The organism is Paenibacillus konkukensis (assembly GCF_023523925.1).
GTDB classification, from domain to species: domain Bacteria; phylum Bacillota; class Bacilli; order Paenibacillales; family NBRC-103111; genus Paenibacillus_S; species Paenibacillus_S doosanensis.
The window spans coordinates 7363954-7390123 of the sequence record NZ_CP027059.1 but is presented as its reverse complement, the minus strand read 5'-3'; the positions used below and the strand labels follow the sequence as shown (position 1 = coordinate 7390123).

Below are 26170 nucleotides of genomic sequence, written 5' to 3'. Positions count from 1 at the left end.
TTATCCGTTCCTGCGGGTCGATTCGAACATCTCGATCCATTCGCCGTCCGGACCGTGGAAGAAGAAATAACGGGAGCCGTTAGGCAGCGTCGTAATTTCGTTATCGATCAGCTTCACGTCCAGCGCTTGAATGCGGGCAAATTCCGCTTCGACATGATCTACCGTAAATGCGATATGATGCACCTTGCCCTCGACCGGCAGGCCGTCGTTGTAGCCTTCGATCAGCTCCAGCTCGGTTTCCGCGCTTTCATTGAAGCCGAGAAAAGCGAGCCGCATGACGCCGTTCGTATGCGTCAGTGTCCCTTTTAATGTCAACCCGATCACTTTTTCATAAAAGGCGATGGAATTCTCCAAGTTCGAAACCATAATGCCTACGTGCTCGATTTTCCTCACAGCCATCCGCCGCTTCCTCCTCATTTCATCAACTTATTATGCCGATTCTATGAATATAGTGTAATGTATACCATCGTCCATCTTAACGAAAAATAGAATGAAATACAATGATTGAAAATAACTCCCTTGTTCTATATACTAAAGATAAGCTACTATATTTTATTAAGGAGTGATCCGCCATGATTCAAGTATATCCCGCTTCCTCCCGGTACTCGGCCGACCACGGCTGGCTCCAAAGCAATTTCAGCTTTTCGTTCGGCGATTATTACGACCCGGACAATACCGAATTCGGACCGCTCGTTGTGTTTAACGATGACGTCATAGCCGGACACCGCGGCTTCGGAGCCCATCCTCACCGCGAAATGGAGATCGTCTCGATCGTGCTTAGAGGCCAGCTGCAGCACGAAGACAGCACAGGCCACAAAGCGGTTTCCGGATTTGGAGCTATTCAGCGGATGTCGGCAGGAACGGGCATCATTCACTCCGAAGTCAATCCCGGGGACGAAGAGGTTGCCTTACTGCAAATCTGGTTTAAACCCGATCAGCGCCAGCTCCCTCCCTCCTATGAAACGACCAGCTACGATCCGTCTTTAATGAAAAACAGCCTGCTTCCGATTGTGTCCAATCATTCCGGCCCGAATATCGCTCACATCCATCAGGACCTTACCTTGTACTTATCCGAGCTTGAGGCCGGACAATCGCTTGACTTCCGGCAAGAGGAAGGCCGTAAAATTTATGTATTCGTTATTGAAGGCTCCGTCGCGCTGAACGGCGGCGATATTTTGCAGCGGCGGGATGCCGCGAGAATTCACGGACTGTCGAAGCTCTCGCTATCCGCTGAGCAAGGGGCTACGCTGCTGATAATGGATTTGCCTTAAGCTTTATTACCATTTTGTAATCTGGGAGAGTGAACGCATGATGACTGCTAGCAGCCAAGCTCATCTGTACATTAAACACGCCGTCGGGAGCCGCATGCTGTTCGACGTAAGCGGAGACGGCAAGCCGTTTACGCTGGAGGAAGCTTCGGCAGGATGGACATTTCAAATCGAGGATGTCGATTCGGCGACCGCCGCTTTATTGGAGGAAAACGCTCAGGACCTCAATTTATTTTATTTCATACAGCAGCCGGGGGAGCCGATACAGAAGGCATGGTTTTACGACAAAGACAGACCCCGCATCGAGTATGATGCCGGTAACCGGCGCTGCACGCTTCATGTCGACTCCAGAATGGCCTACAGCAACGAAAAAGTATAATCTTCGCAGCTCCCGCATTCCTTCAATTCCGGCCATGCGGGAGTAGCAAAAAATCCTGTGAAGCAGCATGATCTTCATGAGCTTCACAGGATTTACTGTTGTATGTTGTATAGTTATGGTGCCGAAGACCGGACTCGAACCGGTACGGTAGTCACCTACCGCAGGATTTTAAGTCCTGTGCGTCTGCCAATTCCGCCACTCCGGCAATTGCACAGTAGTGCATATATGGTGGGCCCTGAGGGACTCGAACCCCCGACCAATCGGTTATGAGCCGACCGCTCTAACCAACTGAGCTAAGGGCCCACAATTATGTGTTTGGTTGCGGGGGCAGGATTTGAACCTGCGGCCTTCGGGTTATGAGCCCGACGAGCTACCGGGCTGCTCCACCCCGCGTCAGTTGATTAACTTGTCTTAGCGACGAACTCAATAATACAATAATCCTTTAAGAATTGTCAAGAAAAAAATAACAAAAATTTTTCAGACGATATACCGGACCCCGAACCGCCCCTTTTTGGAACGAAACACTTCCACTTCCTGCGGGCATTCGTACCCGTATATCCACCAGTCTTCTTCCATCCGTTTCGCCAGACAGCCGGCTTGAAACTTGCTTTCGTATAATTTTGCCCAGTAGATCCAGTTCATTGCGCTCACACCCCGATTAATAAAATTACTATAAATTGTTGCTGCTTCCAATCTTCTCTTTGTAGCATAACCAAAAAGAAGCTTCCTTATTTGATCCAGGAAAGCTTCTTGCCGATTTATTGGAAGTTCAGCCCTCATGGTCCTCTTCCAAAGGGCGCAAAGAGGCTTCGTCGCTGCGCTCGTCGTCGTCCCTCTGATGATGGGCAATGCGGCTGGAAGCCGACGCCGCTATGCTCGCCACCAAATCATCCAAGAACGTATGAACTCCCGATCCCGCCTTCGTGTCGAGCCGCTTAATGACGCCGATCTTATGTTTGTCCAAATATCCGAAGGTGGTAACTCCTATGCTTCCGTAACCGAATACCGACCCCAAAGCCAACGTTTCGTCGCAGCCGAACAATCCTTCATCCGACTCGATGATGGACTGGATAGGCTCGGATAACATTCCTTTCTCGGCCAGTTCATCCAGCTCGATACCGACTAAAATCGCGTGCTGCAGCTCTCGTTTTTGCAAGACGGCGCGTATCGCTTCCTCGCATGCCGCAAGCTGTAAATCCGGATTATAGGGGCTTTGCATTTGATAGACGATATCGGCGATCTCTTCCATTTGCACGCCGCGTTCCGCCAACTTACGGAGTACGGCGGCTCTCACTTCATGACTGTGAACCTGACGCTTCATATGAAATCGCCCCTTCGTGAAAACAATGTCCTATTGAATATCATATGTCGAACATGCATAAAATGTTTTCCACTTGGATGCTCAAGGGAAAAATCGCAAAAAGGACCTCCACTCTGCCATATAGCAGGGGAGAGGTCCTTAAATCGTTACCGTTCCATTTTCTTATAAGTTAAAATAAGTCCGGTATCCGGTATTATTGTTTGAATACGCCGAGCAATCGTTTGGAATCTCCGGCCTGTGTCGTGAATACCTCGAAAGCTTTGATCGTCAGAGGACGGTCAAGCTGCTCTGTGGTTGCATCGAAGTACATATTGTTCTCGCCGGTCACCAAGCGTCCGTTACCGATGAATTTCCCGGATGTGGTGCCGATCAGACGGCCAAGCGAATCGTACAGTTCAAACTGCAGCTTCGAGAAGCTTTGATCGATCTGTACCTGCTCGTCGCGGGTAATCTCCAGATCGAATCTTGCTTTGTATGAATAAGTATTATTGCCCGTACGATTATACAGCGGCGAAATCGTCCAGTACGACACTTTAACGTTGAATGGATACAGGTCGAATTGCTCGCCCGGTTCGGACTCTTGCAAAGCGACTTTATAGCCGGCAATCGTCGTTTTGTAAGGAGCCGCTTTTTGCGTGTCCTGAATTTTCAGCGCCAGACCCGATCCGGTCTCGGAAACTGGCAGCGTGAAGGAATAGCTCACGACCAGGCTGGAGTTCGGCAGAACGGTCGGCGTCGTAATATTTTGACGGCTGCCGCTATATGTGTAGCCATCGGCGCTTACCAAATCCGTCTGGAAAGCCGGAACCGCAATCGGCATATCGCTCTTGTTGGACAGCTTGAATTTGGCCGTCACGTTCTTGGAGCCTTCCTCTTCATTATCGTTCATATGGAATTCGACCATAGATACTTGCATATTCGGATGAATCAAATCGCTCAGGCTGTCGAACTTCATCGGAGATTTCAGCTCGTACACCGGATAGCTTTGCGAAGCTTGGGCTGCCGGAAGCAGCACATTCAATCGCCCTACATTATAATTGACCGTCGCAGCGGCCGCTGCGGCTCCACCCTCGGCGAACTTCTCCGGAGTGAGTACGTTCAGACTGGACAGAACGGTATCGTTATCGGTCGGGATGGCGAAATGAATATACTTCTGCTCCTTCGCTTCGAGGATAAGTCCGCCGTTCTCGACAAGTTTCCCTGCGTATACCTGCGTCTCCGATTTGCCGTCCAACGTGAAATCGGGCAGCGTTTCCCGCTGATCGGTCGGGTTCGTCACCAGCAGTTGAACGACCTGTACAGTTCCTTTATCGCTCAATTCTTTTTCAATATTAACCGGCGTATATTCGAGCGGGGAAATGAGGGACGGAATGGTAAACGTCTCGCCCCATTTTTTCACCGCAGTCGGATCGGTAATCGCCATATCGCTGCCCTTCCAAGATTGCCCGCTGACAGGTACGGCTACGATCAGCGTCTCTTTCTTCGGATAGACGTAATAATCGACATCCGTCCAATTGACTTCCGACAGCGCTACATTATCGGTGCGGTCGATGACGGCCATATAACTTAGCTCCGTGTTGGCCAGCGGCTGAATCGCCTTCGGATTCGATGCGCTCGGCTGCAGCGTATATTCGATGCCGTCGCTTGTCTTGACGCGAAGCTCATATTCCGGAACACGGGTTATGCCTGCTCCGGAATTTTTCATGCGGACGACGACGCCGATTCGCGTGCCCTCCGCCACCCGCTCGTTCAGCACGCTCTTGATTTCCACCTGCAGCGTATCCGTCAACGGATAGGAGACGGCCGCCGAAGCGGGCTGCACGCTTGTCTGCACCGGATCGGCAGCCAGGACGGCATAGCCTGTTGTCGTTATAAGAGAGGTTGTAATGACGACGGATGTTACGGTCTTTTTCCATTTCATTTTCACTGGGTTCTCCTCCTGTTAGCCGTTTATTTCGCCAGCTGCACTTTTTCTTTGTCCTTTAACTGATTTTGGCCGGAGACGACCAACTGCTCTCCTTCTTTAACTCCCGATAACACTTCCTGAATCGTTTCGTTCAAGCGGCCCAGCTGCACTTTGCGCTTCTCGACCGTATCTCCCGTCAGAACGAAGACGAACGTGTCTCCGCCTTCGCGAACGACGCTGAGTGTAGGTACCGTTACGACGTTCTGATCGCTGTCCTCGGTAAGCAATATTTGCGCCTTCATCCCCGGCTTCAGCTTCCGGTCGGGGTTCGCCACCTCCAGCTCCAGCGAGTACGATTTGGACTGCCCGCTCATTACATCGGCCAGGTAGCTCACTTTGGCTTTTTGGTTTTCGACGGCGCCCGGCACGTAGAAGGTCAGCTCCTCTTTGCCGCGAATCATCTTCGCCGCATCCTCGGTCAGTTCCGCCTTAATCTTGATCGGGTCCAGCTGCTGAAGCTGAGCCGCTCTGAACCCGGCCTGCAGCGTCATCCCCGTCTCGATCGGCAGATCGGTCAGCACACCGCTTACCGGCGCTTTCACTTCCATATTCTCCAGCGTGCGGTCCGCCTCGCGGATCGACAGATCGGAGCTTTGCAGCGCCTGCTCCACCTGCGACAGCGAATTCGTCGTATCGAGCGTCTTCAGCTTCGCTTTGGAGCTTTCCAAGTCGAGCTTCAAATTGCTCAATTGGCTCTCCATCTGCTCCAGCTGGAACTTGGTGACCAAGCCTAGATCATAGTCGTTGCGCATTTTATTATAATTTTTCTCCGTGTCTTTAATGGAAGTTTCCAACTTGGCAATTCCATTTTCCAAATCTTGTCTGGAATTGGCCAAATCTTCCTTGGACTTCGTTAGCTGCTGCTGCGAGCCTGTCAACGCAATTTGCGCTTTTTCTTTCTGCAGCAGGACGTCGGTAGGGTCCAAACGGAAGATGACTTCCCCCTTCTCCACTTGATCGCCGCGTTTCTTCAATATTTCCTTTACGTCTCCGCCTGCTTTGGTGATGACATCAAGCTGGATGGAAGAGGCCACATCCGCCACCTGCTCCAGCGGGTCGCCGATTTTATTTTTCTCGATTTTCGCCACCTTGACGGCTTTGATCTGCGCTTCCGCCGCATTTTGCGGCTGAGCCGCCGGCTGGGAGCTGCATCCGGCGATGAGCGCCGAGCTGATGACTACGGCACCCATCACTTTCGTACTCTGTTTCATCGTTTTTGCAATTGTCGGATTCATTGGACCATTCTCCTTTTCCCCTAACCCTGTATTAATTGGACGCGGACGCCGGAGCGGCTTCCACCGTCGTTTTCTCTTTTTTAAACATGCGTCCTACCCGTTTTTTCACATTGTCGATCATCATGTACACGACCGGCACGACGAGCAGCGTCAGCAGGGTCGATGTTGTCAACCCGCCGATGACGACGACCGCCAGTCCTTTGGAAATCAAGGTGCCTTTGGATAAGCCCAGCCCCAGGGGCAGGAGCGCGATGATCGTCGCGCCCGCCGTCATGATGATCGGTCTCAGACGCGTCATCCCCGCTTCCACCAAAGCCTCTTTGACGTCATGCCCCGCCTCGCGCAGCTGCTGCACGCGGTCGACCAGTACGATCGCATTCGTGACGACGACGCCGATCAGCATCAGGAAGCCGATCAGAGATGTGATGTTGACGGACTCGTGAGTGACCAGAAGGCCCAGAAGTCCGCCGATCGCTGCAAGCGGCAAGGAGAACAAGATCGCAAACGGCGCGCTGCCGTTGCCGAATGCCAGAACCATGACCAGATAAACGATGAAGATGGATGCGCCCATCGCCACGAACATTTGCGAGAAGCTTTCTTGAATATCGTCGGTAACCCCTTTGACCTGGGTTCTTACGCCCGAAGGCAGCTCGACGGTTTTGAGCGCATCGGATACTTGCTTGCTGACTCCCGCCTTATCCGCACTGTCGATTTTGGCGGTTACTTTGACGTATTGCTCCTGCATTTCTCTTGTAATGGCAACCGGAGCGTCGATCTGCCGCACTTTGGCCACTTCATTCAAGTTAATCGTCGCTCCTGTCGGCGTTTTGATCAGGAAATGGCCGACTTTATCGATGGAATCCTTGAAGGCCGAATCCAGCATCACCTTCGTTTTGAACGTCGTGTTGTCGAACTTCAAATCGCCGATTTTCTCCTCAGCCAGCCAGCTGCGGACCGAATCGTTAATTTGAGCGGAGGACAGTCCGTAAATCCGTGCTTTATTCTGATCTACGCTAATCTCGACCTCGGTCTTCGACTCGCTCAACGAATCCTTAATGTCCGAGAGCATCGGGAATTCCTTCATCTTGTCTTTGACCAGCTGCGCCCCTTGCGTCAAGGTCGCCAGATCGTCTCCCTTCAGCATATAGGAGAAATCGTCGCCTCCGGACGGCGGTCCCCCGGAAATAAGCTGCACTTCCGCTTCGGAGCCTCTGGGCAGCATATACAAAATGTCTTGCTTCAAATCTTTGACCAGCTGCTTCGCATCCGTCGCTTCGGAAGCTTCGGCGAACATGGAGCTGCGGTAAGGAATGCGGTCTTCACTTTGGTTGTAGCCGATCAGCGCATCGAAATATTTGAACGTAGGCTGACCCGCCGGATCTTTGGAAGCTTTCATCATCGCTTCGATTTCTTTGACCTTGGCATCCATACTTTCGATCGTCGTTTCGCGAGGCATCTTGATTGTAATTTGCATCAATTTATCCGTTTCGCTTTCCGGCATAAATGAAACCGCCAGGAACGGGACCGTGCCGATCAGCGTGGCGATCAGCAGCAATATGGCCATCAATACGGTTTTTTTACGGTGAATGAGCGACCACAGCAATGTTTTGCGATATATTTTAGAAAATCTGCCTAACTGTTCCTCTTCATGATGCTTAAACTGCTTGCTTCGCAAAACGAGCAGCTTGGCGAGCATCGGGATGACTGTCAGTGCCACCAGCAGCGAGGACATGAGCGCCACGACGAGCGTGATGGCGAACGGCCGGAAAACCTCTCCGAGCACCCCGCTCACGAAAGCGATCGGACCGAACACGCCGACGGTCGTAATCGTCGAAGAAGTAATGGCGGAGGCCACCTGACTCGTTGCCAGCTTGATGACCGATTCGCTGCGTTCCTGCGCTCTCTGCAGCTGGCTGTATATATTCTCGATAACGACGATACTGTCGTCCACGACGCGCCCGACGGCGATCGCCATACCGCCCAAGGTCATAATGTTCAGCGATATGCCCAATGGCGCCATAACAAGTAATGTAATTAATATCGATAAGGGAATGGAAACCAATACGATAAGCGTCATACGAACATTTCGCAAGAAAAGCAAAATCATAATCGAAGCAAGAATCGCTCCGAGTCCGCCTTCGCGGACCATGCCGTTGACGGATTCCTTAATATCCGTCGCGCTGTTATAAATCGTGTGGAAGGTAATGTTGGGAAAATCGACTTTCCATTGCGCCATCATTTTGTCGGCGTCGGCGCCGAATTCAACCGCATTGGCGTTTTTCGTCTTGTACAAGTTGATCCCGATGGCAGGCTGACCGTTCAAACGGGAGAGGAAGGTTGATTCGGTGATCGCCTCAACCTTGGCAACTTGCTTCAGCAGCAGCGTATCTCCGTTCTCCGTCGTTATTTTCATATTTTCCAGATTGTAGACGGAGTTCAAATCGCTCTTGACGCGAACCATCTGCGTGTTGCCGTTGAAATCGACGGAGCCTGCAGGGCTCGTGAGCAGCGCAGCTTTAATGCTGGAGGATACGCTGGCCGGAGTCAGGCCGTAGTTGTTGATGGCGTTGATGTCCATCTTCATGGTAAGGACCGCTTCCTGGTTGCCGATGGAATCTACGTGATCGATCCCTTTCAAGGAGTTGAAGCCGGGGAGAATGACGTCTTTATAAACCTTGTCGAGCTCCTCTTGACTCATGCCGTTCGTTCCGTAGGCCGACAAATAATAGACCGGTTCGGACGCGAAGCCGAATGTCTGCACCTTCGGTTTCTCCGAGCTTTGGGGCAGGGCGACATTGCCGATGAGGCTCTCCACATCTTTCTTCACATCGTCGGGCTTCTTATCCTGCTCCAGCTCGATGACGATGGATGAGAAGTTGTCGCTTGAGGTGGAGGTTAAATTCTTCATGCCCTCCAGCCCGGCGATCGCCTTCTCCAGCGGTTTCGTAACATCCTCAAGCACATCTTTGGGCGGCGCCGTATACTGCGTGTTGACAAGGACGACCGGAAACGAAATATCCGGCATACTCTCCACCTTCAGCGTCGTGGCGGCGTAGCTTCCCGCGCCGAACAGCAACAAGATGATAATGATCACAGCCGTGATGTTTTTCATCGAAAAATCGGTTAATTGTTTCATCTCTCTACTCCTCCATCACATTAACTGACCATTTAGACGGGGCTCATGAAAATACCCCTTCAATTTTCCGAAAAATTACGGGCATTTTTTTCAATCAGGCATCCTCGTCATTCTGAGGAAACAATTGCGCCTTCCTTCGGTTCCACTCCTCCTCCAGCCCGTCTAAGCGGCTTAAAAACATATCGTACATCGCGTGCATCTCGGTGAATCTTCGGCGGAAAGCGTCGCGGGACGTCCTCTCTTCGTCCCTTACCTCTTCCAATTGATTAAGTATTTGCAAAGTATGCTCGACCTTCTGCTGAATGCGTTTCATCTTCTGGATGTTATTCCTCATAGCCGTCATACTGATATCATCGGATATGTAATAATAATCTTTGCGGTCGTTGCTCGTCGGAAGCTTCTGGCACATCATATGCTTCTCAAGCGTACGCGCCTGCACGCTAATCGCCGCTTTCGTTACGCCAAGCTCTTCCGCCATTTCTTGAAGGCTTACAGGCTGGGGCGAAAATAACAAATGAGCGAAGATTTTACCGACCAGAGGACTGAACCCTTCCGCCTCGAAGGAAAGGGACATATGATCGGTAACGTTTTGTTTCAAGTCGGCAAAAGGCGATTGCAGTGGCTTCATAACGTTCTCCTCTATATGTAGATTATTATCGTTAAGAATGTTGTTAACGATAATAACATAAAATGTTTTGTAAATTATGTCAATAGCCCCAAAACAAATTTAACCAAATATTCATTTCTGCCTTACTGTACGAAGAAGAAAAAACCGCCCGGCTTATTCCATGATGCATTACGCACCATTGCGCGGGCGGTTTCGTATGCGGGCATAAAATAAATTAGTCCGTTGTCGAGAACCAGTCGATCTTTTGCGAAGCCAGCAGCTTCTTCTGTCCTTGGTAGGAATCGTATACACTCAATTTATACGTCTTCAATGTCTCCAGATGATAGATCAAATCGCGATCCTGCTCTTCGATGACGAAGCCGTCCCGCTTGCCCAGACGAATTTTCGTATCCTTCGACGCATCGGATGTCGTGGAATCGACGATATCGAAATCCTTGAAGTCGAATTCCTTCATAAACGTCTTGTTGCCGCTCTCGTCTTCAAGTCCGATGACCAGCTTGCGGCCCTCCGTATTTGTTTCCATCAACAGATTTTTGGTCAATTCATAGTTGAACGTCAGCTTTAATTTTTCGCTATCCAGCCATGTATTGATCTTGCTGATCGAAAGCGTGTAAGGAAGCAAATCGATATCGGCCAGCTTATCCTTCACTTGGTAATTTTCCTGCGGAAGCCAGAAGCCCGCCGCGTTGACGTAGGCGTCAGGCGTATCGGCGCTTGCCGAGAACTTGTTATCCGTTACCGCTTCTCCGATCATCGCGCTCATATTCGATGTCGGGAACCCTTTGGGCAATGTGCTGGACAAAATCAGCAGCGCCTTGCCGCCGGGAGTGATTTTGTTTTTGATTTCGGACACCGCAGCCGGGTACACGTCGCCGTCGAACGTTTTGAACTGGGCTACCAGCTTCGTCACGTCGGTATAACGCTTCTCCAGATTCGTAGCTTCCAACTGTACCGTGAATATATCGGCGGTATCGCCCGAATATGTTTTTACGTCGCGAACGGCGTAGCTGGTATTACGGCCGATGTTCATATTTTTGTACGTCTCGCCTACGTTAAGGAAAGTCATGTTCAACAGCTCGGAACGATGCAGAAATTCAAGCAGATCCTCCGCCTCATTCTCGCCCTTCTTCTCTTGCAGCACCAGCTTTACGGTTGAAAACTGGTACGTATACGGCATTTTCCCGATAAATTGATAATTCGCCGAGCCCCCGCTCGGAAGTCCGATTACTTTATCGGTCTGGATCAGCTTCGCTTCCACCTTGACCTTGTCGTCCAGCATAAAATAGCCCGTCAAGTCAGGAAGAGGCAAAGAATCGGAGCCTTTATTGAGGAGCATCAAGTTCGCCGATAAAATATCCTGATCTTCCATCGGCAGCCTCTGGAACGACAGCAGCTTGGACGTATAAGTGCCTTCCTTGTTCGAGAACTCATACTCCTTGCCCGTGTCCACCGTATCCGGATCGGTCACCTGCGGCAGCTCGAAGTAGGCGATCGGCAGGTTCAGCTTCAAGTCGGCAGCGTTCTGCGTAATGACCAGCTGCCAGCCTTCGCGCGATACTTCTATCGGCACGGAGCCGGTCAGCTGCACCTCTTTGTCGACCTGCGGATTGATCGTCAAATCCTTCACATTTTTGGCGTCGAGGGGATACATATACCCTTCGCTGGTCCGGATTAAATATTGGTACGAAGGCACGGCCGCGCTTCGATTGCCGACATTTTCCATCTTCAGCACGACTGTAGGCGTGTAATTTTTATCGTTTTTAGTCAAAAGCACCTTCTTGATCGTCGTTTTGATCTCGGTGCCGTCCATATCGATAATATGGGAATCGTCTTTCGGAGTCACAACGGTGTAATCGTCCGGAACGGCGATTTCTCCGATGCTCCGCTCGAAATTAGGCTGGCTGAAATCCCATTTGATAAATTCAAAAATAAGGTCCGTCAAATTGGTCGTATCGTTAACCGTAGCGTAAAAGCTGATGTCCTGGACGGATTTCGGCGTAATCCGGTTTTTATCCTTATCCTGGGGAAGCACCCTCACGGAAATCTGGTTGCCGGATTTCGTCTTCAAGCGCGGCCAGTAATCGATAAACAGCAAATCGCTGCTGCCCTCGTTATGGACGCTGACGGTAAAGGTAACCGTTTTGCTGCCTTTCTCCGGCAATATGGTCACATTTTTCAGTTCGAAATAGCTGCTGTCGGTTACCTTTACCTCGCCCAGCGAAGGGGCCGAGCCCATCGATAGCACGCTGGCGGACGGGGTACTGCCGTCGTCGGCGAAGGCCGGAACCGCCGTACTCCAGGTCAAAGCAGCGCTGAGCAACAGGATATGGGTTGTTTTCTTGTTTAATAACATGATGACTTATAACCTCCTGAAGAATTATAGAAATGCTCTCTTATGGAATCGGCGCCGCCCCCGGCTTGGCGTTAGCCTGCCGGAACGGCTTGAATGACTCCGCCGTTGCCGTTGATCTGCCCGTTAGGGCTTTCTTTGATTTTCTGCAGTAAAGCGTCGCCGTCGGTTTGCCATTTTTTGAGGGCATCCCTCACCTGCATCTTGCCCTGCGTTACATCATTGAACAACTGATGACCGATCTCTTGGACCTGCCCGATGTCCGGCTTCTCGCGGTAAATGCGGTAATCCTGCTGCGGAGCCGGCGTCAACGTCGTGAAAGCGTCAATATGGAACTGCACGCCGTCTTTCGGTTTAATGAACTTTTTGCGGGTCACGATATTGTAGGAGCTGCTCGACTTCAAACGGGCCCAATCCTCGCCGTTGACGAATTTGATGAACTTCCATGCATCTTCCACATTTTGCGCCTTCGCGTTAATGCCCATAATACCGTTCATTCCGATATAGCCGCCGACGTCCGGAGCTTCCGGATGAACGGGAAGGGTGACGACATCCCAGTCGATCGGAGTGAAGCCCTTGTAATTTTGCGCGTTTTTGTTGGCGTTCGTAATTTGGTTGATCTGCCCGTAATTGATGATGGACATCGCTACGCGGCTGGACAGGAAATCGTCGTAGGAAAACGGATTAAAGTCCTCTCCGCCTCCCATCATCCGGCTCTTCATCGCAGCGGGGTCCTGCTGCTCGGGGATGATCTTATCCTGCTTCAGCTGGAGCATCGTCTTCCACACTCTTTCCCATTGATCGGAGTCAACGGTCATTTTCTCGCCCTTATCGTCAAACATGGTGAGCTGCAGCGGCGCAGTGTACATCTGCATCGAATAATAAATATCCCCCATCGACTGCGTGCTGAAGGAAAACCCGTATTTCCGGTTTTCTCCCTCGCCCTTGGCAAGCCTTCTGCCCAGGTCGAACGCCTCCTCCCAAGTCATCTTATCCGTAGGATAAGGAACCCCGGCTTCGTCGAACATCGCTTTATTATAAATGAGCGCCGATGAATTGAAGGTCGGGGTCATCGCATACAGCTTGCCGTCGCCGACTTTCTTCAAGCCCTCGATAACAGCCGGCACCATATCCGACGTATCGAATTTATCCTTGGTAATCATCGGGTCGAGCTGGGTCAGCAAATTGTTGCTGATCAGGTCGGGCAGCTGCTCGTAGCCGACCATCACGACGTCGGGAGGATTATCCCCCTGCATCGCTTCCTTCAGCTTATCCATCGGGTCGACCGGCTTCTCATTCGGGTCTCTTCTTCCGTAATAGTAGCTGTCGTCCATCGTAGGGATAATTTCAATCTTAATATTCGGGTTGGCAAATTCGAATATTTCGGTGAACTGCTGGCGGAAGTATTCATCGTCCGGTCCGTAGCCCATGCTGGTAGCGATTCTCAACACCCGCTCCGTATTCGTATCTGCGCTTTTCGCTTTCGTGCACCCCGCCAGCGTCGGGATTATCAGCCCCGCGCTGACGGAAAGCAGCATCGTTTTCTTCATCCATGGTTTCATTGTGGCACCCCTCCAAATAATATCTTGCTGTTCGTCTTCCAATCACGGTCTCCCCCCGGTTCCCGCTATCGGATCTGCCGCGCTCCGGTCAATCGATCGCCTTCGGCGGACGGATAATAATCTTCTCGCCGTCGAATTCCATCGAAGCCTTGGATTCGATCTGCAGCGCCTGGAGATAAGCCTTCGGAATCTGCAGCCGACCCGCCCGGTCCAAAACGACGTACTCTTCATGGACGTCGCTCATCCTCGCAAGCCCTGCAGCCGCTTCCTCCTCGCCGCCGTCCAAATTCGGATTGCGCTTAATGAATTCGGTGCTCGTCATTCCGTCGCGTATCGCAACGACCCGGTCCACCTTGGCGGCCAGCGCCATATCGTGGGTGACGATCACAATCGTGACGCCGAGCTCGCGGTTCAGCTTGCGGAAGATGTCCATGATCATGTCGGACGTCTTCGTGTCGACCGAACCGGTCGGTTCGTCGGCAAGCAGCAGCGACGGCCGGTTGGCCAGCGAGATCGCGATCGCCACGCGCTGCTGCTCCCCGCCGGACAGCTGCTGAAGCTTATTGCCCATGCGCTCCTTCAGACCGACCCATTCCAACAGCTGCTTGGCGTAAGCGCGGTCGTACCGTCCGCTCAGCATCATCGGCATTTCCACATTTTCCAGCGCGGTCAAATATGGCACCAGATTGCGCGCGTTATTTTGCCATATGAAGCCGACCGTATTGCGTTTGTATTGAACCAGCTCCTCATCGGTAATTTTGAGCAGGTTCCATTCCCCGACTCGGACCTGACCGGCCGAAGGCCTGTCGAGTCCTCCGAGAATGTTAAGAAATGTCGATTTCCCGCTTCCGCTGTTGCCGATGATAGCCATCATTTCCCCTTGGGCGACGGAGATATTGAGACCCTTCAATGCGACAACCTCGATATCGTCGGTTTTGTATATTTTGACGAGCTCTTCGCATGAAATCATCGTTTATTTCTCCTCTCCGAGCTTCACGGCCTGATGGACGCGCAATCTGCGGATATGCAGGAATAACAGCGTCGCCCCGGTCAGCATCATAAAAGCTACGACAATGTAGAGCTGATCCGTATCCCGCGCATTGAACACGACACGGAACGGAGGCACCTGGGTTTTCACATTTTCCGCGGTCTGCAGAAAAGGCAAAAACACGTAGCTGGTCAGCTTGCCGATTCCGATCCCCAGAGCGATCGATAATCCGGCGGTAAAGCCCTGCTCCAGCAGCAGCATCCCCGTCAGCTGTCTGCGGGACAGTCCCATCGCCCGCAAGACGCCGAACTGAACGACGCGGCTGGATAAATTAAAGAACCAATATAAGATATAACCGATCAACGAAACAAAGACGGATACGAGGAAGCCCAAGCTTAAGATGCCGAATACGCCGCCCCGGGCCGGATGCTTCTTCTGGATGATCAGTTCGTTGCGAACGTCCTTGACGCTGGCGATGTCGATCTGCTTTTGATTCAGCGCTTCGAGCAGCGGAGCGACCTTGGCTCCTTCCTTCATCTTCAGCCATACTTCGTAAGGAGTGACCGGCGCCTGATCGTAAATATAATCGAGATTCGCGATGAAAAACGGCATCTGATCCGGATATTGACTGGGCCAATACGGCACCGTCGCCACAACGACAAACTCGACCAGCTGCTGCTGTACGGATATGCTGATAATGTCCCCTTCCTTGATATGATTCTTTTCGGCAAACGAAGTCGGGATAATAACGGCTTGCTCATACGTGCCCAGCAGGTTTAAATAATAATTCGGGTGGATCTTAAACAAATCCTTCCTGTACCAGAACACTTTGGAAAAGTCGGCATTATCGACCCCCATTAGCATGCCTTGCCCTAACGATTTGCCGGACATGACCACATTGCCTTTGGTCTTCAGCACGCGGGCCGCCTGTTCAACCCCTTCGAGCTGTTGAAAAATGATGAACGGAGGCTCGATATACCGCTGCTTTCCCGGAGGCTCTTCCATGCCGCTGCCTTGGCCTCCGCCCGGGAGTCCGCCGCCCTGAGCTCCTCCCCCTGCGCCGCTTCCGGAGCCGCCGCCTCCCGTATTGCCGCCAGCGCCGGAGCCGTTGCCGCCTCCTTGCCCTCCGGTTTGATCTTGCGGCAAATCGTCGGACACCGCAGTCCATACCGGCTGCATGATCACGTCCGTACCATAGCTGTAAAGAATGCGGTCCGTTGAGTTAAGATCGATCGTTCTTGCCGCGGATGAATTATATACTCCGAGACCGAGCGTAAGAATAAGCAGCAGCATGAGCGGATAATAAGCCATGGCCGAACGGGACAGCTGGGTGAGCGTCAAGTAAACCGGCACCGGCAAAAATCGTTTGCCTATCCAGTTCCACAGCCGCAGCAGCCATGGGAACAAGCGCAGAAAGAACAAGCCGAGCGCAATGATCGACAGCGCCGGGACGAAAAACAGCAGCGGATGCACCTGCAGCTGATCCGTCGTCAGTCCGGTTTGCACGGACAGTACCTGCCGCTGATCGAACAAATAGTAGCCGTAAGCGACGACGCCGAGCAGCAGCACATCCAAAAACCATTTTTGCCAAAACGGGGCGCGGTCCGCGCGCGCAAGCTTCTGCTTGTAGCTTACGATCGACGACTTGGCGTACACGACGGCCGGGATGACGCTGGCCATCAGCGCGATCAGCACCGCAACGCCTCCATAGATCAGCGCTTCGGCCGAAACGCCTACCGGAACGGACTTGCGGTCGACGAAAGTCAGAAAGCCGCTGGAGGAACCGATGCTTTTGGCCATAAACCATCCGAGCATCGGGCCGACGACCAAGGCGATGGCGCCGAGCAGCAAGCCCTCCAATATGTAGATGAAAATAATCTGCTTCGTGCTGCCTCCCCGGCTGCGCAGCACTGCGATGACGCTTCGCTGCCGCTCCAGCGATTGCCGCGCATTCATAACGATATAGTAGAATACCATCGCAATCATCGGCGCCGCCAGCGTAAACAGCAAAATTTGCAGCTGCAGGCTTTGCGTTTTGAATTCCTGCAAAATCGGAATAAACGACAAATCCACGCGCGTGTTTTTCAGCTTCTGATATAAAATAATGTCCAGCCTCTCCAGCTTCGATTCGAGCGGAGAAAGCTGACTCGTTTGTATTTCCTTCAAATCGAAGGCGTAATACCAGTTGCCTAAATTAAGCGGAATATTTTTTTGCTTCAATATGTAATCCTGAAATCCGGTCTCGCTCATGAAAAAGGAATTAATAATGCCTTCCATCCCTTGAAACCAGTAAGGGTCCTGATCGTCCTTGGGAACGACGGTACCTACCACTTTGATCTTCAGCGGCGCAATGCCGAGCCCACCGGAGATCGGATAATTGAACACGTCCCCGACATGAATGTCGTTGCGGTACATCGCTTCTTCCAAAATGACCGCCTCGACGACGCCGCTTTGCACCTTATCGGAAAACCACTCGCCCTGCTTCAGCTCCGTTCGCTCCTTCAGCTCGTTTTGCGCGAGCAGCGTCATCTGCCGTTTTTTGCTCGGGTCGACCTTCGTCGGATCTTCGGGCGTCAGTTGGGAAGCGCGGATCGAATAGCTTCTTACGTATGCGTCATAAGGGAATGCAATATCTTTGGGTAAATCGTTCGTTATGTATTGGTCCGCATCCTTGAGCGATTCGAGATCGGCCCGATCCGAACCGGTCGCCTGGTACCGGATTAATACGGAGCCTGCCGGCAGTCCGCCGCTCTTCTCCTCCAATGACTTGGAGACGACGCGCTTTAAGGAGCCGTCGGAATACATCGGGATGCTCGTCGTAAACGCCACGGCCATAATCAGCCCGATCAGGGAGCTTAACGTCAGCCAGCGCGTATTCCACATTTTCCGGTATAAAAATCGCAGCATCGGCATTAGCGTCCCACAACCTTCTGCCCCGGCGTTAGTCCTTTCAGGATTTCCACTTCCGTCGACGTTTGCTGGCCGATCTCGACATCCACTTCCTTCTTGTTCCCTTGATCGTCCACAACCTGCACGTAATTTCTGCCCGAGTACGATCGCAGGGTCGAGAGCGGAATAACGACCGCATTTTCCTTGCGTTGAGTAATAATGGACACGCTGAGCGGCGTCCCCCGGTTCAGGCCTTCAGGAAACGGATCGAGCTGAACGACCAAATAGTTGTCGATGGAATCCGGCTGTTTTTGCTGACCGCTGCCGTTCTGCCCGCCGTAATACCCGTTGTTTCCGTTATTGTTGTTGTCGTCCGTCTTCGGATTCGGCAGCTGCAGCACCTTGCCTTTATGCTGGCCAGCCGAGTTGATATCGACGACCGCCTCCATGCCGATGGCGACCTTCTTCAAGTCGTCCGCACTCAAGCTCGCGACCACGGTCAGCTGATTCAAGTCGGCTATCGTGGCTACCGCGTCGTAGGCTTTGGCGGTATCGCCCTTTTGCAAATAGAGGGATACGATCGTGCCGGCATAAGGCGCCGTCAGCTTGGCGTTGGCTATGGTGTTCTCCAGCTTGCTCAGATCCTCGCGCTTCAGCTCGAAATCGATCTTCGCCTTCTCGATATCCTCGGCGCTCATCTCGTCGGCTTTGCGCAGCGTCTCGATCATCGTCAGCTCATCCCGGCGGGTTTGCAGCCTTTTCTGCTTCAGCTGGCTTTCCAGCTCGGTGACGTCCAGCTCGGCAATTACTTGGCCCTGCTCGACGTGATCGCCCGTTTTGACATTAATCGCTTTGATTCTTCTGCTCTCTTCGTCGGTAAAATACAAATCTTCCTCTTTGGTCCCCATCAGTCTTCCCGACCCGCGTACCTTCGTCTCCAGCGTTTCGGTCTTCACCGCGTACTCCGGCTTCTTGGACAGCTTCGGGGGAGTTACGACAGGCAGCGTCTCCTCTTCCGCCTCCTTCGGCAGCAAAGAGCAGCCCGAGCTGACCGCCAAAGCCGCGGCCATGCATGCGACCAGCAGCGGCTTCGTCTTGCTCCTCCTCCTACGTGTTGATGAACTTTCCATCCACCATTTCGAATACATGGTCAGCAACCTCCATAATTGTCGGATCGTGTGTTGTCATGCATATGGTCACCTTCTCGGTCTCAATGATGTCGCGAAACACCGACATAACCTGGGCTCCCATTTGCGAATCGAGCTCTGCCGTCGGCTCGTCGGCGAGCAGCAGACTCGGCCGATGCGCTATCGCCTTGGCGATGGCGACGCGCTGCTGCTCTCCGCCGGACAGCTCGAACGGACGGTGATGCATCCGTCTGCTTAAGCCGACAAGTTCAAGGCAGTGCGCAGCCCGCTGCTTCCACTCGGATCGCGGCACGTCCGCCATACGGAGCGCCAGCTCCACGTTCTCCCAAGCGGAAAGCAGCGGCATCAAAGCAAATGATTGGAAAATAAAGCCAATTTCCTTGCGGCGAATTTGCGTCCGCTGATCGTCGCTGCACAAATGAAACGGGTGTTCCTTGAACACGATTTCGCCTTTGTTCGGCTGATCGAGTCCTCCGATCAAGTTCAGCAGCGTCGTTTTCCCGGAACCGGAACGCCCTTTCAGCATAATCAGCTTTCGCGGATAAAGCGACATGTTAATGCCCTTCAGCACGTGCAGTTGCTGCCCTCCCACCGGAAAGGAACGCTCGACTCCGGTTACCGTCAGCAGCGGTATCGTTAAATCGGCGGAGTCCTCCGCTTCCGCAAAGCTGCGTTCGAATGAAGACGGCGATGACTCGGCAATTGCTTCAGTATGTATCAACCGCGCGTCCGGCTCGCCATCGGCGGCGGCCCGAGGCTGTTCCTCGCCGCTGCCGTCGGCCGGCAAGCTTTTGTTTTTGGGGCGAAGCCAACCAAGCATGATGACCCTCCTACTAATTGTCAACTCGACTCTATGTATCTATCAAACCCAATACTTCCAAATTATAGACGAAGGATAACCGCAAAAGGTTACACTTTCCGATGAAAAAGTTTATTTTTCGAAAAACCGATGTGCCGGAATTGTAACTTCCGCGTAACCAAATATAGGATGTCTTTGGCTATAATGGCCGTATGACGATCTCATTCATACAGGAGGTATATACCATGAAAACGCCATTTAAATTATTGTCTTTAAGCATTGCCGGATGCTTGCTTGCATCGTATTCGTCCAGCGTACTGGCCGCTCCCGCTGCCGCGGTACCCGTATCCGCTCCGGCGGTTGTCTCCGCATCCGTTCCTGCGAATGCTTCCCATATTCAGGTCAAGCCGAATGCAACCCAAGAGCATACGAGCGAGTATACCGCCGATCTGAGCGTTCCGGTCATCGAGGGGATGAAGGACACCGCCTATCAAACCAAGCTGAACAACGACATTTCCGCAAGCGCGCTGAAAGAGCTCGAAGACTTGAAAGCCAAAGCGCACGAGGACGCTGCGAACAGCAAACAAAGCGGCTACGAGTTTCATCCGTACGAGCTGTATGTCAGCTACGAAGTGAAAACGAACAGCAGCGGCGTTCTCTCCATTAAAATGTCCACCTACGTATTCACGGGAGGGGCGCATGGGCTGACCCGAATCGATACTTATAATGTGTCGGACCGCAGCCAAGCGGACGCTATCGAATTGAAGGCATTGTTCGGCGATCAGTATAAGTCGATCATCAATGAGCGCATCCAGGCCGATATCGCCAAAGATCCGGGTAAATATTTCTCCGAGCCTTTCAAGGGGATCGCGGATGACCAGACGTTTTACATTGAGAACGGGGAAGCGGTCATCGTGTTCAGCCAATACGAAATTGCGCCTTACGCGTCGGGAAGCCCCGAATTCCGCATCGCCATTCCGGCCGAAGCGGGACTAACGGACTCGCTGATCCGCGTGACCTCCAAAAAAGTTCAGCAAGAAACCGATGAATATACCGCCGATCTAAGCATTCCCGTCATCTCCGGGTTGAAGGATAAGCAATATGAGGCGAAGTTCAATGACTTGCTGGAGCAAACCGCGATGAAGGATTTGGACAGCATCGCATCGCAAGCGAAGGAAGGCGCGGCCGACGCCAAACAAAACGGCTACGAGTTCCGCCCTTACGACATAACGGTTACATACGAGATCAAATCGGACGGCGGAAGCGCCAATAACGACCGGTTTTCGCTCAAGCTGTCCACTTATGTGTATACCGGCGGAGCTCACGGAGGCACCCGCATCGATACCTACAACGTCTCCGACAAAGAGACGGCATCAAGCATCGGGCTTAAGGATCTGTTCGGGGACAAATACCAGGACGTCATCAACCCGATCATTCAGGCGGAAATCGCCAAAGCTCCGGAAAATTATTTTGCGGACGCGTTTAAAGGGATCACGGATACGCAGACGTTTTACATTGAAAACGGCGAAGCCGTTATCGTGTTCGGCCAATACGAAATCGCTCCTTATGCGGCCGGAGCGCCGGAATTCCGTATCGCCGTCCCCGGCGGCCAACCCGGAAGCGCGAAGCCGACAAAGGCTGCTGCGAACGGTCAGGAGTTTGCTCTCGTCACCGGCAGCGACGACGTCGCGATGGCTCCGCTTCGCGGCATAGCCGAAGCATTGGGCTATACGGTCACTTGGTATGACCAATACCAGAGGGCGGAGCTGATCCGCGGAAACCAACTGGCCGTAATTACGGTCGGGGAAGATAAATATGCGGCCGATAAAGCGGACCCCGCAGCTTTAGGAGCGGCTCCGTATATTAGCCAGGAAGGCAGCCTGCTCGTTCCCGCCTCCTTCTTTACGGAAATTTTAAAAGCTTCCTCAACCGAAGAAAACGGTACGATCACACTCAGTCTGCAATAAAGGCCGCTGAGCCGGATGCTTTTAAAAGCCCGGTAAAAAGCGGGCTTCGCTAAGCGAGAGCAATCTGGAGAAGCTTTAGCGTTCGCCTTTGTTCCCGGATTTCCCCCGTTTCACGGGCTTACCTATTCAAGAAATCCGGGAACAAGAGCGATCCGAAAGATGCTTTCGCATGCGCAGTCGGCGTTCCCCCCTTTTTTTTAAAACAACAGCAAAAAACCTTTCGAGCCTGCAAGCCCGAAAGGTTTTTTTCAATGTCGTTTCAATCCTCTGGATGCCCGGCCGGCTTCGAACGGCATCCGTAATCCGCTACCGCATCGATCTGAACTTCTGCGAATGCTCCTTCGCCTGTTCCACCGTCGTAATGCGGTTGCGGCTCCATTCCAGTAGAATGCGGTCGATGTAGCGGAAGTGAACCTTGCCCGCAAACACCGCTTCCTTTAGTCCAGCCATAATCAGTTCTTCCGGATAGCGGTCCTTATCCAGCCAGCCCGTGATCGACTCCAGCTCCATCGGAGTTAACGGCCGCCCGAATTCTTTCTCGAACACCGAGAAAATATCGTTGCGGACCGCCGGCTCCTCGGGCTTCTTGCGCTGCTGTTCCTGCTCGTACCAGCAAGCGGCCAGTTTTTCGAACAGCGGATTAAAATTGTATTTCTCATAATGAATTCCGTTCTGGTGATCGACGGCCTCGTCAATCGCCAGCAGTCCGTCCTTCAGCAGCTTTTGCAATGAGGCGATAACCTTCTCCGCGGACACGCTCATCCGCTCCTGCAGCTCTTCCAGCGTAGGAAACTCCTTATGCTCCTTCTCCATAAACGCCATGACGTGAATCATCAACAACACGTCGACTTCCGTCAGCTTCAGCTGATGATAATGCTTCAACAATAAATAGGGTATCCCTATACTGCCTGCGCGCCAGCCGGCCATAAAAGCGGCCTGCAGCTCCAGCGCTTCATTGCCGTATTGCTTCATCCGTTTCACCTCTCCCAACAACAGCTTAAACCGTTCTATGCTATTCATGATGTTCTATGCCGCTGAGTGCCGGCTTACCTGCCGAACACGGCTTATCCGCATACCGGGAGGAAGTCTCTTATGGGTACAGGCGGTACAATAATCTCGGGAATGGAATCGTCTCCCGCACATGATCCAGCCCGCAAATCCACGCCACCGTACGCTCCAGCCCGAGACCAAACCCCGAATGCGGAACGCTGCCGTACTTGCGCAAATCCATATACCATTGATAAGCTTCTTTGGACAGCTCATGCTGCGCGAACCGTTCTTCCATCAACTCCGGATCGTCGATCCGCTGGCTCCCCCCGATAATTTCCCCGTATCCTTCGGGAGCGATCATATCGGCGCACAGCACCACTTCCGGACGATCCGGATCGGGCTTCATATAGAACGCCTTTATTTCCGTAGGATAGCAGGTAATAAATACCGGCGTCTCGTACTGCTCCGCGATGGCCGTTTCATGCGGCGCGCCGAAATCTTCGCCCCATTCGAATTCGTGGCCGTTCTTTTGGAGAAACTCGACCGCTTCGTCGTAAGTGATCCGCGGGAACGGAGCCTGGATTTTCTCAAGTTTCGACGTATCGCGCTCCAGCACCTCCAGCTCCCTACGGCAGTGGGCAAGCACGGATTGCACGATCGAGGATACGAATTGCTCCTGTATTTCCAAATTTTCTTCATGAGTGACGAAAGCCATCTCAGGCTCAATCATCCAAAATTCGATCAGGTGACGCCTCGTCTTCGACTTTTCCGCGCGGAAGGTCGGTCCGAAGGAATACACCCGACCCAAAGCCATCGCCGCCGCTTCCATATAGAGCTGACCGCTTTGCGTCAAATAGGCGTCTTCGTCAAAATATTTGGTATGAAACAAATTGGTCGTGCCTTCGCAGGAGGAAGGCGTCAAAATCGGCGGATCGACCAGATGAAAGCCGCGCTCATCGAAAAACTGCTGGATCGCCCGGATAATTTGCGCCCGAATGACGAGAATGGCCCGCTGCCGCGGCGAACGAATCCACAGATGACGATGGTCCATCAAATAATCGACGCCGTGCTCTTTGGGAGTGATCGGATAATCCGAGGAAATCTGGATAATCTCGACCCCGGTTACCGTCAGCTCGTACCCGCTCTTGCTGCGCGAATCCTCCCTCACGGTGCCGGTTACGTACAGCGAGCTTTCCTGCGTCAGCTTGCCCGCCGCTTCCCATACTTCCGGCGCTACCTCGCTCTTGACGACGACAGCCTGAATAAATCCGGAGCCGTCCCGCAGCTGCAAAAACTGGATTTTCCCGCTCGACCGTTTATTATGCAGCCAGCAGCCGATAGTGACCGTACCGTCTTTATGCCGGTCGACATCGCGAATCATCGATAATTGTCGGCTCATTGCAAGACCATCCTTCCTCTATTTGGACTTAAATGATTATACTACATTGGTGCGAGCTAATATGAGCTCATGCGTATCGCGGGCGATGACCAGCTCTTCGTTCGTCGGAATGACCAGCACCTGTACGCGGGAAGCCTCGGTTGTAATGCGCCGCTCCCCCCGGTCCCGGCTAAGATTGGCCGCCTCGTCAAACTCGATGCCGAGAAACGTCAAATTGCCGCATACGGCGCCTCGAAGCGCAGCCGAATTTTCCCCGACGCCGGCGGTGAATACGATCGCGTCCACCCCGTTCATCGCCGCCGCATAAGCGCCGATATATTTGCGCAGCCGGTATTCGTACATATCAAACGCCAGCTTGGCACCCCGGTCGCCCGCTTCCATAGCCTCCAGTATTTCCCTCATGTCGCTGCTAATACCTGATATCGCAATCAAACCGCTATGTTTATTCAGCATCGAGTTCACTTCCCCGAGCGTCAAGTCCTCTTTGCCCATGGCATAAGGCACGATCGCCGGATCGATGTCTCCGCTGCGTGTGCCCATCATAAGACCTTCCAGCGGCGTCATTCCCATGCTCGTATCGTAGGATTTGCCGTTCCATACGGCGGTGCAGCTCGCCCCGTTGCCGATATGGCAAGTAATCAGCTTCAGCTGATCGAGCGGCTTCTGCAGCAGCTTGGCCGCCCTGTCGCTGACATACGCGTGGGACGTCCCGTGGAAGCCGTAGCGGCGGATTTTATGCTTCCTGTACAGCACCATCGGAATCGGATACAAATACGATGCGGCCGGCATCGACTGATGGAACGCCGTATCGAACACGACGACTTGCGGCGTCTGCGGCAAATTTTCCTCCACCGCATTGATGCCGAGCATATGAGCCGGATTATGCAGCGGAGCCAGATCGAACAACCGCCGGATTTCACGCTTGACATCCTCGTCGACGATAACGGAGCTTGGGAACGATTCCCCTCCATGGACGACCCGATGGCCTACGGCATCGATTTCATCAATCGATTCCAGCACGCCGTGCCGCTTGTGCACGAGCATCTGCAGCACCTTGCGAACCGCCGTCGTATGCTCCAAAATTTCCGCCACTTCCTGCTCCTCCGGCTTCCCCGCCGGTTCATAGCAGACCAAAGAGGAATCCATGCCGATTCGCTCGACCTTGCCTTTGGCAAGCACCGACTCGTCGTTCATATTGAACAGCTGGAATTTGAGCGACGAGCTTCCCGCGTTAATGACCAAAATATTCATACCCGATCACCGTCCCTATCATAGCGGAAAAAGCCATGCCCCGTCTTTGTCCCGAGCTGTCCCGCGCGCACCATCTGCTTCAGCAGCACGGCAGGCCGGTACTTGACATCGCCGAATTCGCGGAACATGCGCTCCATCGCCGCAAGCACGGAATCGAGCCCGAAACGGTCGGCCATTTCGAGCGGGCCGTAATGGAACGAATAACCGATGCGCATCGCCGTATCGATATCCTCTGCGCTGGCTACCCGCTCCGACAGCGTATGCATCGCCTCGTTAATTAAGACGCAGATAAGTCTAGTCGTCACGAAGCCGGGAGATTCATAAACCTGGATTCCCCGCTTCTGAATCGTGTCCTCCGCAAACCGTTTGGTAAAAGCAAAAGTCTCCTCGGATGTCTTCAGACCCCTTACAATTTCCACCAAATGTATTTTCGATACCGGGTATAGAAAATGGAGCCCGATGACCCGCTCCGGCCTCTCCGTCACCGCAGCGATTTCCGTCAAGCTGAGCGTCGACGTATTGCTCGCCAAAATGACATGAGGCGGGCAAATCGCATCCAGCTGCATGAACAGCTGCTTTTTCAATTCCAAGTCTTCATTTATCGATTCGATCACCAGCTCGCATACGGCAAGCCGGTTCATATCGGTTTCCTTGTGGATTCTCGACAAGATCAGCTTCTTCTCCGAAGCGGTTATCGCCCACTTCTCCATTTGCTTGTCGAGGCTGGCTTCGATATGTTCGAAAGCCTGCTCCAGTTTCTCGGCGGAGCGTTCGATCAGCACCACATCCAATCCTTGCCATGCCAACATTTCCGCGATTCCTTGCCCCATTGTGCCTGCGCCGACGACGCCGACTCTGCTGCAATGCATGCCGTTCTCCCCCTTAACCGCTTTC

General features: G+C 52.8%; 20 protein-coding genes and 3 tRNA genes. 3 read left to right on the top strand and 20 right to left on the bottom strand.

The features are described from left to right. On the bottom strand, window positions 1-399 hold the full coding sequence (locus SK3146_RS32140) for a VOC family protein (RefSeq protein WP_249862619.1): 399 nt from the start codon (window positions 397-399) through the stop codon (window positions 1-3). A 173-nt stretch (window positions 400-572) separates the two neighbouring features. On the opposite strand from SK3146_RS32140, the gene SK3146_RS32135 reads away from it, so the two are divergent. After that, on the top strand, window positions 573-1271 hold the full coding sequence (locus SK3146_RS32135) for a pirin family protein (protein WP_249862618.1): 699 nt from the start codon (window positions 573-575) through the stop codon (window positions 1269-1271). A 37-nt stretch (window positions 1272-1308) separates the two neighbouring features. After that, window positions 1309-1647, top strand: a complete 339-nt coding sequence (locus SK3146_RS32130) for a hypothetical protein (RefSeq protein ID WP_249862617.1) — start codon at window positions 1309-1311, stop codon at window positions 1645-1647. Between the two features lie 116 nt (window positions 1648-1763). Here the strand turns inward: SK3146_RS32130 and SK3146_RS32125 are convergent. The 15 genes from SK3146_RS32125 to SK3146_RS32055 all read right to left on the bottom strand — a co-directional run bounded on the left by SK3146_RS32125 (window position 1764) and on the right by SK3146_RS32055 (window position 19690). Then, window positions 1764-1852, bottom strand: a tRNA-Leu gene (locus SK3146_RS32125). A gap of 21 nt (window positions 1853-1873) precedes the next feature. Next, window positions 1874-1950 (bottom strand) — tRNA-Ile (locus SK3146_RS32120). A 13-nt stretch (window positions 1951-1963) separates the two neighbouring features. Continuing rightward, window positions 1964-2040: transfer RNA gene (locus SK3146_RS32115), tRNA-Met, on the bottom strand. An 84-nt stretch (window positions 2041-2124) separates the two neighbouring features. Continuing rightward, a complete protein-coding gene (locus tag SK3146_RS32110) occupies window positions 2125-2289 on the bottom strand; it encodes a hypothetical protein (protein WP_249862616.1) in 165 nt (54 codons plus the stop codon). A gap of 127 nt (window positions 2290-2416) precedes the next feature. After that, window positions 2417-2968: a phosphatidylglycerophosphatase A family protein gene (locus SK3146_RS32105; RefSeq protein ID WP_249862615.1), complete on the bottom strand. Its 552-nt coding sequence runs from the start codon at window positions 2966-2968 to the stop codon at window positions 2417-2419. A gap of 193 nt (window positions 2969-3161) precedes the next feature. Next, a complete protein-coding gene (locus SK3146_RS32100) occupies window positions 3162-4889 on the bottom strand; it encodes a hypothetical protein (protein WP_249866507.1) in 1728 nt (575 codons plus the stop codon). Window positions 4890-4918: 29 nt separating this feature from the next. Then, window positions 4919-6169, bottom strand: a complete 1251-nt coding sequence (locus tag SK3146_RS32095; protein ID WP_249862614.1) for an efflux RND transporter periplasmic adaptor subunit — start codon at window positions 6167-6169, stop codon at window positions 4919-4921. A 31-nt stretch (window positions 6170-6200) separates the two neighbouring features. Next, window positions 6201-9305: an efflux RND transporter permease subunit gene (locus SK3146_RS32090; RefSeq protein WP_249862613.1), complete on the bottom strand. Its 3105-nt coding sequence runs from the start codon at window positions 9303-9305 to the stop codon at window positions 6201-6203. A 94-nt stretch (window positions 9306-9399) separates the two neighbouring features. Beyond that, a complete protein-coding gene (locus SK3146_RS32085) occupies window positions 9400-9933 on the bottom strand; it encodes a GbsR/MarR family transcriptional regulator (protein WP_249862612.1) in 534 nt (177 codons plus the stop codon). A gap of 214 nt (window positions 9934-10147) precedes the next feature. Next, a complete protein-coding gene (locus tag SK3146_RS32080; RefSeq protein WP_249862611.1) occupies window positions 10148-12286 on the bottom strand; it encodes a hypothetical protein in 2139 nt (712 codons plus the stop codon). Window positions 12287-12357: 71 nt separating this feature from the next. Further along, window positions 12358-13845 carry an ABC transporter substrate-binding protein gene (locus SK3146_RS32075; RefSeq protein ID WP_249862610.1) on the bottom strand — a complete coding sequence of 496 codons (1488 nt, stop codon included), beginning with the start codon at window positions 13843-13845 and terminating at the stop codon, window positions 12358-12360. Between the two features lie 88 nt (window positions 13846-13933). Further along, on the bottom strand, window positions 13934-14815 hold the full coding sequence (locus SK3146_RS32070) for an ABC transporter ATP-binding protein (protein ID WP_249862609.1): 882 nt from the start codon (window positions 14813-14815) through the stop codon (window positions 13934-13936). 3 nt (window positions 14816-14818) lie between these two features. Continuing rightward, window positions 14819-17746: an ABC transporter permease gene (locus SK3146_RS32065; protein ID WP_249862608.1), complete on the bottom strand. Its 2928-nt coding sequence runs from the start codon at window positions 17744-17746 to the stop codon at window positions 14819-14821. Further along, window positions 17746-18870: a permuted SH3 domain-containing protein gene (locus tag SK3146_RS32060; protein ID WP_249862607.1), complete on the bottom strand. Its 1125-nt coding sequence runs from the start codon at window positions 18868-18870 to the stop codon at window positions 17746-17748. The genes SK3146_RS32065 and SK3146_RS32060 overlap by 1 nt, the downstream gene beginning before the upstream one ends. Continuing rightward, window positions 18830-19690, bottom strand: coding sequence for an ABC transporter ATP-binding protein (locus SK3146_RS32055; protein ID WP_249862606.1), 861 nt, complete (start codon window positions 19688-19690; stop codon window positions 18830-18832). Before SK3146_RS32055 ends, SK3146_RS32060 begins: the two co-directional genes overlap by 41 nt. A gap of 224 nt (window positions 19691-19914) precedes the next feature. Here SK3146_RS32055 and SK3146_RS32050 point away from each other — a divergent pair, with 224 nt between their 5' ends. After that, window positions 19915-21636 carry a PdaC/SigV domain-containing protein gene (locus SK3146_RS32050; protein ID WP_249862605.1) on the top strand — a complete coding sequence of 574 codons (1722 nt, stop codon included), beginning with the start codon at window positions 19915-19917 and terminating at the stop codon, window positions 21634-21636. A 306-nt stretch (window positions 21637-21942) separates the two neighbouring features. Here SK3146_RS32050 and SK3146_RS32045 read toward each other — a convergent pair whose 3' ends face one another. From SK3146_RS32045 to SK3146_RS32030, 4 genes are all read right to left on the bottom strand, one after another. Next, complete coding sequence (locus tag SK3146_RS32045; protein WP_249866506.1) at window positions 21943-22608, bottom strand: DnaD domain-containing protein; 666 nt, start codon at window positions 22606-22608, stop codon at window positions 21943-21945. A gap of 118 nt (window positions 22609-22726) precedes the next feature. Then, the gene (asnS, locus tag SK3146_RS32040) at window positions 22727-24025 is read right to left on the bottom strand and encodes an asparagine--tRNA ligase (protein ID WP_249862604.1); all 1299 of its coding nucleotides are present in this window, start codon (window positions 24023-24025) and stop codon (window positions 22727-22729) included. Between the two features lie 36 nt (window positions 24026-24061). Next, window positions 24062-25276 carry an acetate/propionate family kinase gene (locus SK3146_RS32035; protein WP_249862603.1) on the bottom strand — a complete coding sequence of 405 codons (1215 nt, stop codon included), beginning with the start codon at window positions 25274-25276 and terminating at the stop codon, window positions 24062-24064. Continuing rightward, complete coding sequence (locus SK3146_RS32030; protein ID WP_249862602.1) at window positions 25273-26145, bottom strand: 3-hydroxyacyl-CoA dehydrogenase family protein; 873 nt, start codon at window positions 26143-26145, stop codon at window positions 25273-25275. Before SK3146_RS32030 ends, SK3146_RS32035 begins: the two co-directional genes overlap by 4 nt. Window positions 26146-26170 lie beyond the last annotated feature (25 nt).

Coding starts and splice junctions, on each gene's coding strand:
- SK3146_RS32070 (WP_249862609.1), bottom strand. CDS start 14,815: ATGATTTCATGCGAAGAGCTCGTCAAAATATACAAAACCGACGATATC.
- SK3146_RS32140 (WP_249862619.1), bottom strand. CDS start 399: ATGGCTGTGAGGAAAATCGAGCACGTAGGCATTATGGTTTCGAACTTG.
- SK3146_RS32095 (WP_249862614.1), bottom strand. CDS start 6,169: ATGAATCCGACAATTGCAAAAACGATGAAACAGAGTACGAAAGTGATG.
- SK3146_RS32045 (WP_249866506.1), bottom strand. CDS start 22,608: ATGAAGCAATACGGCAATGAAGCGCTGGAGCTGCAGGCCGCTTTTATG.
- SK3146_RS32030 (WP_249862602.1), bottom strand. CDS start 26,145: ATGCATTGCAGCAGAGTCGGCGTCGTCGGCGCAGGCACAATGGGGCAA.
- SK3146_RS32065 (WP_249862608.1), bottom strand. CDS start 17,746: ATGCCGATGCTGCGATTTTTATACCGGAAAATGTGGAATACGCGCTGG.
- SK3146_RS32105 (WP_249862615.1), bottom strand. CDS start 2,968: ATGAAGCGTCAGGTTCACAGTCATGAAGTGAGAGCCGCCGTACTCCGT.
- SK3146_RS32080 (WP_249862611.1), bottom strand. CDS start 12,286: ATGTTATTAAACAAGAAAACAACCCATATCCTGTTGCTCAGCGCTGCT.
- SK3146_RS32110 (WP_249862616.1), bottom strand. CDS start 2,289: ATGAACTGGATCTACTGGGCAAAATTATACGAAAGCAAGTTTCAAGCC.
- SK3146_RS32130 (WP_249862617.1), top strand. CDS start 1,309: ATGATGACTGCTAGCAGCCAAGCTCATCTGTACATTAAACACGCCGTC.
- SK3146_RS32050 (WP_249862605.1), top strand. CDS start 19,915: ATGAAAACGCCATTTAAATTATTGTCTTTAAGCATTGCCGGATGCTTG.
- SK3146_RS32090 (WP_249862613.1), bottom strand. CDS start 9,305: ATGAAACAATTAACCGATTTTTCGATGAAAAACATCACGGCTGTGATC.
- SK3146_RS32075 (WP_249862610.1), bottom strand. CDS start 13,845: ATGAAACCATGGATGAAGAAAACGATGCTGCTTTCCGTCAGCGCGGGG.
- SK3146_RS32055 (WP_249862606.1), bottom strand. CDS start 19,690: ATGCTTGGTTGGCTTCGCCCCAAAAACAAAAGCTTGCCGGCCGACGGC.
- SK3146_RS32135 (WP_249862618.1), top strand. CDS start 573: ATGATTCAAGTATATCCCGCTTCCTCCCGGTACTCGGCCGACCACGGC.
- SK3146_RS32085 (WP_249862612.1), bottom strand. CDS start 9,933: ATGAAGCCACTGCAATCGCCTTTTGCCGACTTGAAACAAAACGTTACC.
- SK3146_RS32100 (WP_249866507.1), bottom strand. CDS start 4,889: ATGAAATGGAAAAAGACCGTAACATCCGTCGTCATTACAACCTCTCTT.
- asnS (WP_249862604.1), bottom strand. CDS start 24,025: ATGAGCCGACAATTATCGATGATTCGCGATGTCGACCGGCATAAAGAC.
- SK3146_RS32035 (WP_249862603.1), bottom strand. CDS start 25,276: ATGAATATTTTGGTCATTAACGCGGGAAGCTCGTCGCTCAAATTCCAG.
- SK3146_RS32060 (WP_249862607.1), bottom strand. CDS start 18,870: ATGTATTCGAAATGGTGGATGGAAAGTTCATCAACACGTAGGAGGAGG.